Source organism: Nitrincola alkalisediminis (genome assembly GCF_009821115.1).
Taxonomy (GTDB): domain Bacteria; phylum Pseudomonadota; class Gammaproteobacteria; order Pseudomonadales; family Balneatricaceae; genus Nitrincola; species Nitrincola alkalisediminis.
In genome coordinates this window covers 20,125-33,605 of sequence record NZ_VYTY01000002.1, presented here as the reverse complement: position 1 = coordinate 33,605, position 13,481 = coordinate 20,125, and the positions used below count along the sequence as shown (strand labels likewise).

Sequence of the window (13,481 nt, the reverse complement as noted above, 5' to 3'; positions counted from 1 at the left end):
ACTATGAAATCCGTTCGCAATTTCAAGAAAAAAACAATTGTATTGTCTATTATGCTCGGTATTGCGTTTTGTGGTAACGCATATGGTGGTAGTGGTGTTGAGGCTGGGATCAATGTTGCATTAAACGGCATTAAAGGCTATCAACAGTATGGCGATGAAGAAAAATTAAAATCAGCCATTTCGGGAGTCGCTTCTATCGCAAGTTCGATTGAACTTAGCGCCAACTTTGTCACTGTTTCAGCCGAGAAAATTAAGACATTGACTGAGAGTTTGGCGGGTGGTACCCAGCTTAATCTTTTTGAACATACTCGCCATGGAGCTACGTTAGAGTTGGCTGATAAAGTGGGGCGTTATGCGAATGCCTTGTCTGTTGCGACTAGTGCTGCTAGCGCTAGTGTTGATATTCACGACTTTGCAAAGTCAGAAAAGACTCTTGTTGATTCAATGACTCTATTCAAAAATCTATCTGTCACAGCTACTTCACATGTGCCGCTGTTAGGTACTGGGGTTGTGATTGTGGATATGTCAACGGATGCTTTGGTTGCTCAAATTAATTCTTTATTCGATGCCGGAAGAGAGGCGAGCGTATCGGAAGCGAATTACTATCGAACCTTGCATGAACTTGCTTATGCAAAAATTGATGCCGCAATCATCCAAAGTATTAGCAATGGAATAGATGTTGATAATGATAAGATAGTCGAAATTCAAAAAATGGTTGGCAATGAAATAGCAAATATTCTAGATGGCATTAAACCTAAAAATAGATTTTTCGATGGTGATGTTGCTGTTAATAACTATAATAGGTTGAGGGAGTTGAGTGATAGATTAATAAGAGCTGAGTTCTCCGATGGTTTTTTAAATGGAAGGGTTAAGCGATTCACGGCAACGATCAATGAAATAAGAATCGCCGAGAAAGAATTTGTTGCTGCCATGAACAGTTTGATGTCAGATATTGACTTAATTGCCGAGTTGGATCAACCATTGCAGTCCTTAAGAAATTCCCTGCATGAAAGAGAAAAACTGCACTCAATTGATCATAGTAAATTCAGTGAAAAAGCCATCAGTGACGCCATCAGCAACAAGACGGTTGATGTAACAAGAACCATCGAAACCACCCGAAAACTCGAACTGGATCGCCAGCTGGCCCGTTTCGATGTGGACATCTTCTTCCTTGCTGACAACACAGGCAGCATGGGGGGGTTGGTTGGTAGCGCCAAAACAAATGCACAGGCTATTCTGGATGCCTTGCGCACCGATGCGCGGTTTTCCAAGGTCAACGCGCAGTTTGGGGTCGGCATGTTCTTGGGCGATCCAAGTGAATGGGGCGAAACTGCAACGTCCGCCTACCAGCTGCTACAGCCGATTACCAACAACGATGCCCAGATTACGACGGCAATCAATCAGTGGTATGCATCTGGTGGTGGAGATTGGGAAGAGGCCAATTTCTACGCGATTCATCAGGTCATCACCCAGGGCGCGGCTGTGCCACGCGACGCTACGTTGAAAAGTAATCAAGTAACTGGCTGGCGCCCTGGGGCCGCCAAAGTGATCGTTGTGTTTGGTGATGCCCCCTCGTGGCAGAATAGCGTCAACGAGAAAGAGCTGAAAGACTTGGTCCGTACAACTGGCGCGCGCATTGTGTTTATCGATACCAGCCAGATCAATGTCGGTCAGCAGTCGAACGTATTCGCAGCATCCAGCGGTAGGCAAATGCAGGATGCCGCTCTGGAAATTGCTGATGCATCTGGTGGCTCATACATGCATCTTTCAGATGTCTCCAAGATCAAGGAGGCTGTGCTTGACTCGGTATATGACGCGATTGCAGATAATAATTGGGGCGGTGGCATGCTGGCACGAATTGATGCCGGAACAACCTGGCGCTCTCGTACGCCAAGCAGCGTAACGGCGGAAAGCACCGATGGTGGAAAGACCTTGGTCTTTACCTTGCGTTACCCAAATCAGCCGAATGCAACCTTCTCGGTAGACACTTCGGTTGCTGGCAAGGTTTATGGACATGAGTACTATCAGGGCGCGATCACCGGTGCCACCAACATTTTCAGCAAGAACATGAATACCGATTCGGTGTTTCATATCAATGCGGCACAAGACTTTTTCCGTTTTGTTTTGCGAGGTGAATCTGGGGTTGTCGAAGGCTATTTCGGCGAACGCCTCAGTGCGACAACCAAACTGCCGACCTCTGGCGTTTCTACTTACGATCTGCGGCATCGTGTCATTTCTCCCTATGACAATAATGCTTACGCTGCCGGAGGTATGAAACTTTTCGTAAACTGGACGTCTGGAAAGGTGTATGGCTTTGAAAGTAACGCCTCCCTGGCTGGCGGCACAGGCACCGCGCTGTTTATTGGTGATATTGACAGAAGTGGTCTTGAGATCGATGGGCAGTACGTATTCAAGACCCGTCGCCTGACGACAGCCGAAAACAGCAGCATTCCCCGCTACATCCGCGATGCCATGCGCGAAACCACTTCGCTTCAGTTCTACGGCAGCGCCTATCCCAACGGGCTTGGCGGGACTTTTGGTTCGACGTTTTATAACGAGGCCGGCTCCCCCACGCTGAGTTCGATGTTGATGAGCGGCTACGTCAACGAGAAAACCGTGACAAAACCCTATTCCCCGGCAAACAACGAGGTATGGAGTGGCTATGCCGTTGGTTTGGTGGCCAATCGCAGCACGGGTGCGGTTGCTGTCGCTTACAACACGAATCCCAATGATGTGCAGATGACCTTGCGACCTGTCTCAGCAACTGCCAAGGCAGACATCACGGTGCGCGATGGTGGGACGGCGTACAACTTCGGTAGCGATTGGTCGGATACCAGCGTTTATATCAACAAGGATGCGTTTGCTGCGATCAAGGAAATTAATGGCGTTCCCTCCTACGCCGCCACGACCATGACCGAGGACGATGGCTACAACTACCTGTCTTGGGGCGTGTGGAGCACCGAGCTGGTTGCCACACCCAATACGTCGGTCATGGATGGCTCGCACTGGATTGCAGGCACCTTGACGCCAACAACTTCCATGCCGGTAACAGGCTCCGCGACCTATACGGGTCAGATTCGTGGTACCGCACATGAGGGCGGTGCATTGCATGCGCTCAATGGAAGCACCAACCTGACCGCGAACTTCGGTACCGGCAATATTTCTGGACAACTGAATGTTCAATATGCCAATACGGGAGCCGCATATGCCACCTCCAATCTGAGCGGCGTGACGATCAGCGGAAACCAGTTCGGCGGAAGCTTGAGCGGATCGAATAACGCTGGGGCAATTCAGGGTGGATTCTTTGGGCCTGCTGCTCAGGAGGTTGGGGGTAACTGGGCGATAGAGAAGACTTCAGGTTCGAAAGCTGCGGGGGTGTTTTCTGGCAAGAGATAAGCTAAACCCAATGCTAAAAAAGTAATTCTACGGGCACTTGTTCGGCTGGCTACCCATTTTTAACACTTTTATGCAATATGCAGGAAAGGTGATTTGTTCACTTTCTGGGTATGCCGAAATCTCCGACTTAGAGACCCTTAAGAGTAAGACGCCGCTGATCGACTCAGCGGCGTCAGGTTAGTCAGCCGAACACATCGTGATGTTCAGGTTCTTTTTTGCTCTACTCGCAAACCTTTGCCATCAAGCTGGCTGAAGGCAACTACCATATTCAAGTTATCAAACCGATCGATGACAATTATGAATTTCGTGGCGAACAGGCTGGGGTGTCTGTGTATGATTTTACTGAACCTGTGCTCGCGTAGAGCAGTCATTACAGGGGTGAACAAGTGCGCCACACAGATAGCAGATGTTTATATAGCGGCTTGATCCATCAGAGGACGCTCACGCATTTGATATGTATAAAGCTCTAAGCCAATTTGCGCCCGATTCACCCCCCTATTTTTTGTCTAGATCACCAAAATACGGTATTGTTAGCAAACTTATATCAACGGACTCAAGATAGTAACTATTGTTATGATTATCACTCCAAAAATTCGCGGATTCATCTGTACAACAACGCATCCAGTTGGTTGTGAAGCCAACGTAAAAGAGCAAATTGCCTACACTCTAGCGAAGGGAAAAATCGATGGCCCCAAGCGTGTTTTAGTGCTTGGCGCCTCTAGCGGCTATGGCCTTTCCTCACGTATCGCCGCAGCCTTTGGTAGTGATGCGGCGACGATCGGTGTCTTCTTCGAAAAGCCTGCAACTGAAAAAAAACCGGGCACAGCCGGTTGGCACAATGCTGCCGCATTCGAGCGTTTGGCACATGAAGCTGGTCTGTATGCCAAGAGTATCAATGGCGACGCCTTCTCCAATGAAGCAAGAGCAAAAGTCATTGAACTGATCAAAGCGGATTTAGGGCAAATCGATCTAGTAGTGTACTCCCTGGCATCGCCTGTGCGTAAACTACCGGATACTGGTGAAGTGATACGCTCAGTATTAAAGCCTATCGGTGAGCCGTATCGTTCGACAGCCATTGATACCAACAAAGACATCATCACTGAAGCCGAGATAGGGCCAGCGACTCAGGAAGAAGTCGATGCGACGGTTAAAGTGATGGGGGGAGAAGATTGGGCACTTTGGATCGATGCTCTGTCTGCAGCGGGTGTTCTTGCACCTGAATGCAAAACCGTCGCCTACAGCTACATAGGCACAGACATCACTTGGCCAATCTACTGGCACGGTGCGTTAGGGAAGGCCAAACAACATTTAGACGACACAGCAAAACGTCTGAACGCGCAGTTATCCGCGACAGGTGGTCAGGCCAATGTAGCGGTTTTGAAATCGGTCGTGACCCAAGCAAGCTCCGCTATCCCCGTCATGCCATTGTATTTATCCATGGTATTTAAAGTGATGAAAGAGCAAGGTTTACACGAAGGTTGCATGGAGCAGGTGTATCGTTTGTTCAGTACCGGACTTTATAGTGACCAAGCAGAGATCGACTCCGAGGGTCGTTACCGTATGGATGATTGGGAATTGCGCGACGACGTGCAAGAGGCCTGCCGCAAACTCTGGCCACAAGTGACGAGCGAAAACCTGTTCGAACTGACCGACTATGCTTACTACAAAACAGAGTTCCTGAAGCTGTTTGGTTTCGGCATTGATGGAGTGGACTACGAGCAGGATGTGAATCCTTTGGAAGAGTTTGATGTGATTTCATTAGACGCATAAGGATTAACTTCGATGACCTATCAGGGTGTAAAAAATTTCAGTCACGCACAAGCGGATAAAATCGGTGTGCTGATCACCAATCTTGGCACACCGGATGAACCGACCACACCGGCGTTACGTCGCTATTTGAAAGAGTTTCTCTCTGATCCACGGGTTGTTGAAGTCCCTCGCCCCATTTGGTGGTTTATTCTGAATGGGGTTATCCTTAATATTCGTCCAAAGCGCTCGGCTGCCGCCTATCGTGAGGTTTGGACGGATGAAGGTTCACCTTTGCTAACCCATACGCAAGCTCAAACACAGGCTCTGCGTGCGGCTATCCAGAAAGAGTATGGTGATCGTGTCGTGGTTGAGTTTGCGATGCGCTACGGGAATCCCTCCATTGCGTCTGTTTTAGAAAAACTCCAAGCCGCTGGGGTTAGGCAACTCATTGTTTTGCCGCTGTATCCTCAATATTCAGGGGCGACCAGCGCTTCTACCTTTGATGCGATTTCGGCTGATTTCCGAAAGCGTCGCTGGTTGCCTGATCTGCATTTTATCAGTCACTACCCTGACTTTGGGCCTTATATTCATGCCGTTGCTGAGAAGATACGGGCTTTCCAATCGGAAAAGGGTATTCCTGATAAACTTATTTTCTCGTACCACGGTATTCCAAAGCGTTATTTGCTACAGGGCGATCCATACCACTGCGAGTGCTATAAAACATCACGTTTAATCGCAGAGTATCTAGGATTAACTAAGGATCAGTATTTGACAACCTTCCAGTCGCGATTTGGACGTGAAGAGTGGTTAAAACCCTATACAGATGAAACGCTTAAGGCCTTGCCTTCACAAGGTGTCAAGTCAATACAAGTGGTGTGTCCGGGGTTTTCTGCGGACTGCCTAGAGACCATCGAAGAAATAGGTCAAGAAAACCGTGAGTATTTTATGGAAAGTGGCGGTGAAAAATACGATTATATTCCAGCATTGAATGCAGACTCAGATCACATCTCAATGATGCATGCTTTAATTGAGCCTCAGCTTTCTCATTGGTTGAGTCAGCCTGAGCGTAATGCGTCGGCAACTCAAGCCTATGCAAACGCTTTAGGTGCGGATCAATAATTGAATTTGTGGGTCTTAATGAGAGTAGGGCATAATTGCCATACACGCCTACGGGCATAGATTATTTTACCCAAGGCGATGCCGGGGAGGTCATGATGAGCAAAACAAAACCCCATCCAAAATTTATGGAAGCCATGCGTAAGTTGAAAACCATGTCTGAGGAGGAGCGTTTGTCTGAAGAGAATAAGGAGCTGTTCGAACAGGCAATGAAGTACGCCCCTCTGGATATTCAGCCTGCCCTCATTGCTATCCAGAAAAAATATGAGCAAACCTATCACTAAACTGACTGAAATTACGATTCTGCGCCATGCAACGGCTCAGGATCGTAATTTGCCAATTGACGATAGGCGTCGCGAATTAGTTGATAAAGGCTTTAATCAATTAGAGCGTGTCGTGGCATTTTGTCGACGTAATGACTTAACACCCGCGCGCTTGTTGAGCAGCCCTTATCCTCGCGCTTTTCAAACGGCTTCCTATCTATATCAACATTTACTGCACTGCCCGAAACCACAAATACTCGAATCCCTATCGCTTATGACACCGACTGCAAGTTTACTTGATGATTTGATGGGGATGGATGACAAGGCTGTTTGGCTTGTGGGTCATGAGCCTGACATAGGATTGCTCATTGCTTCGTTAACCCATATCCCCGTCGATCACTTGGACATTAAAAAAGCATCCTTAACACGGTTGTTATGGGACAAACAGCAGGGCACTGCGCAATTGCTCTGGTCCTTGCCCTGTGCTCTGATGAAATAAAAAATGCCCCCAAACGTCGCTGAACGGTTGGGGGCATTTCCTTTGGTGTTCTAACCCATCTTACATGTTGGGATACGAAGGTCCACCACCACCCTCAGGGGTGACCCAAGTAATGTTTTGTGCTGGGTCTTTAATGTCGCACGTCTTGCAATGCACGCAGTTTGAAAAGTTAATTTGAAAGCGAGGTCCATTGCTCTCTTCAATCACTTCATACACACCCGCTGGGCAATAGCGTTGAGCGGGCTCAGCGTATTTGGGCAGGTTTTCCCGAATTGGTAGATCGGGATCAGTCAAGCGCAGATGGCAAGGCTGGTCTTCCTCGTGAATAGCGTTGGATAAAAACACGGATGACAGCTTGTCAAAGGAAAGCTTTCCGTCCGGCTTAGGGTATTCAATTTTTTTGCATTCACTGGCCAGTCGTAACATTTCATGGTCTTTATGCAGATCATGCAGAGTGACGGGGATTTTTCCACCAAAAATGTTCTGATCAATGAAGTTAAACGTGCCACCAAGGAAGGTGCCAAATTTATGCATGGCTGGGCCAAAATTACGTCCGCGATAGAGCTCATCGTATAGCCATGAATCTTTATAGGCTTGCTCAAATGCAGTCAGGTCTTGTCCGCCTTCATCTCCAGCAAACAAGGCTTTGGCGATGGTTTCGGCTGCCAACATGCCGGATTTCATGCCTGTATGTATGCCTTTGATTTTAGAGAAGTTTAAGGTGCCAGCATTGCATCCAAGTACAAATGCACCCGGCAGTGTCATTTTAGGCAAGCAGTTAAAGCCGCCCTTGGTAATTGCACGAGCACCGTACGAAACGCGTTTGCCACCTTCCAAATATTGTTTTAGAACGGGGTGGTGCTTCATCCGTTGAAACTCATCGAAGGGGCTGAGCCAAGGGTTGGAATAGTTGAGGTCGACAATCAAGCCAACTTCGACTTGGTTGTTTTCATCGTGATATAGGAAGAAACCACCGCTGGCACCATCGCTAAGCGGCCAACCAGAGCCATGCACGACCAATCCGGGCTTGCTTTTCGCAGGATCAATGTCCCAAAGTTCTTTGATGCCAATGGCATAATGTTGGGGGTCTTTACCTTCGTCAAGCTTGAATTTTGCTAGAAGTTGCTTGCCAAGATGTCCGCGAACGCCTTCGGTAAATAGGGTGTATTTTGCATGCAGTTCCATACCGGGCGTGTAGCTGTCTTTGGGTTCACCATTGGAGCCTACACCCATATCTCCTGTTGCTATCCCTTTAACACTGCCATTTTCATGGTACAGAATTTCGGATGCAGGGAAGCCAGGGAAAACCTCAACACCGAGAGCTTCAGCTTGTTCTGCGAGCCAGCGTGTGACATTGGCCAAACTGACAATATAATTGCCTTCATTGTGCATGGGTTTTGGAACCGCAAAGCCAGGTAATTTTACACCTTGAGTTTCACTGGTGAGTAAATACACTTGGTCTTCTGTTGCTGCGGTAACCAGTGGGGCACCACGCTCTTTCCAATCCGGAAAAAGTTCGTTCAGGGCACGGGGCTCCATCACGGCCCCAGAAAGGATATGAGCACCCACTTCAGAGCCTTTCTCTACGACGCAAACGGTCAGCTCTTGCTCCTTTGCTTGAGCCTCTTGCATTAAGCGACAGGCGGCGGAAAGTCCGGTGACGCCTGCTCCGACGATGACGACGTCAAACTCCATCGATTCACGTTCCACAGTTCAGCTCCTCAGTAATAAATTCATCGACTTGTTATTGTAAACACACAGAGTGTTAAAAAAAGAGAACACTTTCAACAAATCTTATCGATTCTGTGCGTTTTTTTGTCACCCATAGTATAAGTGAAAACCCTAATTTGGTAAATTATAGTATACACAGATCTCAGGCTGGTCATAAAACACCATTCTGTTATGATTCGATAAGATTCCGACCTACGTAACTGAAGGAAGACATACATGAAAGTACTGGTAACGGTCAAGCGAGTGATCGATTACAACGTTAAAGTCAGAGTGAATGCTGATCAGACTGACGTTGATTTGAAGAATGTAAAAATGGCAGTCAATCCTTTCTGTGAGATTGCGGTTGAGCAGGCGGTTCGCTTGAAAGAAGCAGGCAAAGCATCGGAAATCATCGTGGTATCAATGGGGCCAAAGGCCGCTCAAGAACAGCTGCGTACAGCACTGGCGATGGGCGCTGATCGTGCCATTCATATCGAATCAGATGATGCCCTAGAGTCACTGACTGTCGCAAAAATTCTTGCAAAAATAGTCGCTGACGAAGCACCGGGCTTGGTATTGATGGGCAAACAATCAATCGATACTGACAACAATCAAACTGGCCAAATGTTGGCTGCGTTAACCGGATTGGCACAGGGTACGTTCGTATCGGGTGTCGAAGTGGGCGAAAACGAAGTTCAAGTGGTGCGCGAAATCGACGGTGGTCTTCAGACCTTGGCCTTGAAACTACCAGCTGTGTTGACGGTCGATCTGCGTTTGAACGAGCCACGCTATGCCTCTTTGCCAAACATCATGAAAGCTAAGAAAAAACCTTTGGATGTGAAAACACCGGCTGATTACGGTGTTGAAGTCAAGGCAAATACTCGCCTATTAAAAGTGACGCCTCCACCTGAGCGCCAAGCCGGTATTAAAGTCGCAAGTGTGGCAGAGTTAGTTGATAAATTGAAAAATGAAGCGAAGGTGATCTAATGGCGATTTTATTGATAGCAGAGCATGATAATTCAGTCTTAAAGCCTGCCACGTTGCATGCCTTAACGGCCGCTCAAGAAATCGGCGGTGAAATCGATCTATTAGTTGTAGGTGCAGGCTGTGCAGCGGCTGCGGATCACGCATCAAAGGTTGCGGGTATCCGTAAAGTTCTACTGGCGGATCACTCAGTATACGATCATGAAATTGCTGAGAATGTCGCCTCATTGGTGGTTGATGTGGCGCATGAATACGATTATCTGATTGCTCCTGCCGTCAGCAATGCGAAGAACTTTATGCCACGTGTGGCGGCGTTGTTAGATGTAGGGCAAATTTCGGATGTCATTAAGGTGGAGTCCGCCGATACATTCCAGCGTCCAATATACGCAGGCAATGCAATCGCCACTGTTCAATCGTTAGATCCGGTCAAGGTATTGACGATTCGTGCAACAGGTTTTGATGCAGCACCGGCAGACGGTGGCAGTGCGAGCATTCAAATTCTGAGTCAGCTTATGGATTCAGGTGTTAGCCGCTTGGTGTCTGAGGAAATGGCCGTTTCTGATCGTCCCGAATTGACCTCTGCTCGAGTGATCATCTCTGGTGGTCGTGGAATGGGCGATAAAGCACATTTCGATATGCTCGATAAAGTTGCAGATAAGTTGGGCGCAGCCGTGGGCGCAACGCGTGCGGCGGTTGATGCTGGCTTTGTCCCGAACGATATGCAAATCGGACAAACGGGTAAAATCGTAGCACCTGAGTTGTACATTGGTGTGGGCTTGTCTGGGGCAATTCAGCATTTGGCCGGTATGAAGGACTCTAAGGTCATTGTTGCAATCAACAAAGACGAAGACGCTCCAATTTTCCAAGTGGCTGATTATGGATTGGTGGCTGATTTGTTTGAAGCCGTTCCTGAGTTAGAAAAAGCGCTCTAATCTTTATTTAGCGCTAATGCAGATCATGCCTCAAATTAAAGAGGCATGATCCAGTACTCCTACCTGTTATTTAACGCACTCACTAGATGTTTTCAGTGTTCTTTTGCGCCAAAACGCCTTTTCGACCTCTACTAAACACAGTACACATGCGCCATAGGCTAGCATGAGTAGCCACTGGTTGAGGCTTAATGGAGCACTTTGGAATAGGGTGTTCATGAGTGGAGTGTAGATGAACAGCAATTGCGAGATGAGCATGGCGCTGATCCCGCCCCAAATCCAGAGATTTGACGACATGGGGGTTGTGAAAATACTCTGTGTCATAGAGCGACAATTCAGAAGGAAGAAGCTCTGCACGATGACAAAGAGCGTCACGGCCAAGGTTCTAGACTCCTCGATTGATGCTCCCATGGACTGTGACCATTTGAATAAACCAAACGCACCAATTAACAACAGGGTGCTGACCGAGAATATTCGATAGATAATTTCGATGGACAAAAGAGGCGCATCTGGAGAGCGTGGTATGCGCTGCATAATGCCCGGTTCTTTCGGTTCAAAGGCCAGCATTAAGCCTAAAAAAACGGCGGTTGTCATGTTCAGCCAAAGGGCTTGAACGGGAAGAACCGGAAGGGTCACACCAAATAGAATGGCGACCATGATCACCAAGCCTTGGCCAAGATTGGTGGGTAAAATCCAGGTAATAAATTTCAATAGGTTGTCAAAGACGTTGCGACCTTCTTCGACGGCAGCTTCAATTGATGAAAAGTTATCATCCGTCAGCACCATATCGGACGCTTCTTTTGACACCTCAGTGCCACTGATTCCCATGGCTATCCCAATGTCGGCCTGCTTAAGCGCAGGGGCGTCATTCACACCATCGCCGGTCATGGCGACAACATGCCCCTTCGCTTGCAAAGCGGTGACCAGTTTGAGTTTTTGCTCAGGTGCAACACGTGCAAAAACAGAAACCGTTTCAGCGCATTCGAGCAATTTGTGATCGCTCATTTCGGATAATTCTTTTCCTGTCAGTACCACCTGTCCATTGGAATTTGAATCACGAATGATCCCAATTTTGGTCGCAATGGCTTTGGCCGTCAGGGCATGATCGCCTGTGATCATTTTGACGTTAATGCCAGCTTTGTGACACGTGGCGACGGCATGAATGGCCTCTTGTCGTGGAGGATCGATCATGGCTTGGAGACCCAGAAATATCAACGCTTGATTGGGCTCACGTTGATTGAACGCATCTAAAGAGGTTTCATCCTTAGGCAGCTCTTCCATGGCAAATGCCAGGACTCTCAACCCTGCTGCAGCAAAGGAGTTGATATGGTCAGTGATGATTTCCGTATTTAAGGGCTGTAATTGCCCATCGGCATCCATCATGGTCTTACAGCGAGCCATCACCTGTTCAACCGAACCTTTTAAGTAGAGGCGATTGCATTCTTGATCTTCATGCAGGGTGGCCATGTATTGCCGATCGGACTCAAAGGGAATGGTGTCAATTCTAGGAAAGGCGTTTTCACAGGTCTTTAGATCCAAGCCTGCTTTGAATGCACAGGCAATCAGAGATCCTTCAGTAGGGTCGCCTTGAACGGTCCAGCGTTTCTCCTTTTCAATCAATTTCGAGTCGTTACTGACTAAGCCTGCTCTGAGGCAGTGGGTGAGAGCAAGGTTATCACTGAGCTGAAAAGCGGTCCCGTCCAGAGTGGATAGCTCGCCTTGAGGTTGGTAGCCCGTTCCGCTAACAGTGTAATCACCACCGCCACTGAAGATCTTTTGAACGGTCATTTGGTTTTCGGTCAAGGTGCCCGTTTTATCGGAGCAAATGACTGTTGTCGAGCCCAGCGTTTCAACGGCAGAAAGAGTACGAATAATGGCATTACGTTTTGCCATGCGTTGCACACCAATCGCCAGTGTGATCGTCACGACTGCGGGTAAGCCTTCAGGGATGGCGGCGACGGCCAAGGCAACAGCCGCCATAAAGGTTTCACTGGCTTCTAGACCATAGAGAAGGCCAACACCAAAGGTTACACCTGCCAGCGCTAGGATGACCCAGAGCAAGAGTTTACTGAACTGATGTATTTTTCGCGTCAAGGGCGTATCGATGCTAGTCGCTTGCGCAATCATATCGGCAATTTTGCCGGTTTCCGTATGGTCTCCCGTTGCTGTGATAACACCTTTACCTCCGCCGTAGGTAACCAGTGTACCTGCGAAAGCCATATTTTCACGGTCAGCTAAAACGGTCTCTTTGCCTAGGGTTGTTCTGGATTTAGTCGCAGAGACGGATTCACCGGTTAACGTGGATTCATCAATTTGCAAATCTCGACAATCAAAAATCCGCATGTCGGCTGGAACCTTGTCTCCCGAAGCTAAAAACACGATATCACCCGGAACAACATCCGAAGCGGGTATCGTCTGTTTTTCTCCGTCGCGTAAAACCGTTGCTGTTGACGATAACATGCCTTTTAAGGAGTTGATCGCTTCTTCTGCTTTTGACTCTTGGACAAAGCCGATGGCCGCATTGATCAAGACCACCCCAAAAATGACACCGGAGTCGACATACTCCCCCAAAAACAAGGTGACGGCTGTCGCAAACAGAAGGATATAGATTAACGGATTGTGGAACTGCAGCAGTAAGCGTTTTAGAGGTGAAATAGACGCTTGCCCTGAAATAGTGTTGGGTCCGAAGAGTCTTAACCTTTCTTGTACTTCGTTGTGTGATAGGCCGCTTAACCTGTCACTATTGATGGTATTAAACACATCCTCTTCGGTTAGGTGATGCCATAGATCGCTTTGTAGGTGTTTCATGTGGTGACTCCCAGAACGCCAGAATTA

The 13,481-nt window shown here is 48.0% G+C and carries 10 protein-coding genes; 8 read left to right on the top strand and 2 right to left on the bottom strand.

The window, feature by feature from the left end:
* Positions 1-3 precede the first annotated feature (3 nt).
* The 6 genes from F5971_RS03395 (at position 4) to F5971_RS03370 (ending at position 7,023) form a co-directional block, all read left to right on the top strand.
* Positions 4-3,396 carry a transferrin-binding protein-like solute binding protein gene (locus F5971_RS03395; RefSeq protein WP_036509669.1) on the top strand — a complete coding sequence of 1,131 codons (3,393 nt, stop codon included), beginning with the start codon at positions 4-6 and terminating at the stop codon, positions 3,394-3,396.
* A 215-nt stretch (positions 3,397-3,611) separates the two neighbouring features.
* A complete protein-coding gene (locus F5971_RS03390; protein ID WP_157682262.1) occupies positions 3,612-3,758 on the top strand; it encodes a hypothetical protein in 147 nt (48 codons plus the stop codon).
* Positions 3,759-3,969: 211 nt separating this feature from the next.
* Entirely contained in the window at positions 3,970-5,166 is a 1,197-nt protein-coding gene (gene fabV, locus F5971_RS03385; RefSeq protein ID WP_036509671.1) for an enoyl-ACP reductase FabV, read from the top strand.
* A gap of 12 nt (positions 5,167-5,178) precedes the next feature.
* Positions 5,179-6,264, top strand: a complete 1,086-nt coding sequence (gene hemH, locus F5971_RS03380; protein ID WP_036509673.1) for a ferrochelatase — start codon at positions 5,179-5,181, stop codon at positions 6,262-6,264.
* Between the two features lie 95 nt (positions 6,265-6,359).
* Complete coding sequence (locus F5971_RS03375) at positions 6,360-6,545, top strand: hypothetical protein (RefSeq protein WP_036509864.1); 186 nt, start codon at positions 6,360-6,362, stop codon at positions 6,543-6,545.
* Complete coding sequence (locus tag F5971_RS03370) at positions 6,526-7,023, top strand: SixA phosphatase family protein (RefSeq protein WP_051514320.1); 498 nt, start codon at positions 6,526-6,528, stop codon at positions 7,021-7,023. The genes F5971_RS03375 and F5971_RS03370 overlap by 20 nt, the downstream gene beginning before the upstream one ends.
* Before the next feature lie 60 nt (positions 7,024-7,083).
* Here F5971_RS03370 and F5971_RS03365 read toward each other — a convergent pair whose 3' ends face one another.
* On the bottom strand, positions 7,084-8,718 hold the full coding sequence (locus F5971_RS03365; protein ID WP_081763777.1) for an electron transfer flavoprotein-ubiquinone oxidoreductase: 1,635 nt from the start codon (positions 8,716-8,718) through the stop codon (positions 7,084-7,086).
* Positions 8,719-8,970: 252 nt separating this feature from the next.
* On the opposite strand from F5971_RS03365, the gene F5971_RS03360 reads away from it, so the two are divergent.
* Together F5971_RS03360 and F5971_RS03355 are read left to right on the top strand one after the other, a co-directional pair.
* On the top strand, positions 8,971-9,720 hold the full coding sequence (locus tag F5971_RS03360; protein ID WP_036509677.1) for an electron transfer flavoprotein subunit beta/FixA family protein: 750 nt from the start codon (positions 8,971-8,973) through the stop codon (positions 9,718-9,720).
* Positions 9,720-10,649 carry an electron transfer flavoprotein subunit alpha/FixB family protein gene (locus tag F5971_RS03355; RefSeq protein ID WP_193494077.1) on the top strand — a complete coding sequence of 310 codons (930 nt, stop codon included), beginning with the start codon at positions 9,720-9,722 and terminating at the stop codon, positions 10,647-10,649. Before F5971_RS03360 ends, F5971_RS03355 begins: the two co-directional genes overlap by 1 nt.
* 66 nt (positions 10,650-10,715) lie before the next feature.
* Here F5971_RS03355 and F5971_RS03350 read toward each other — a convergent pair whose 3' ends face one another.
* Positions 10,716-13,454 carry a cation-transporting P-type ATPase gene (locus F5971_RS03350; protein ID WP_036509679.1) on the bottom strand — a complete coding sequence of 913 codons (2,739 nt, stop codon included), beginning with the start codon at positions 13,452-13,454 and terminating at the stop codon, positions 10,716-10,718.
* Positions 13,455-13,481: the final 27 nt, after the last annotated feature.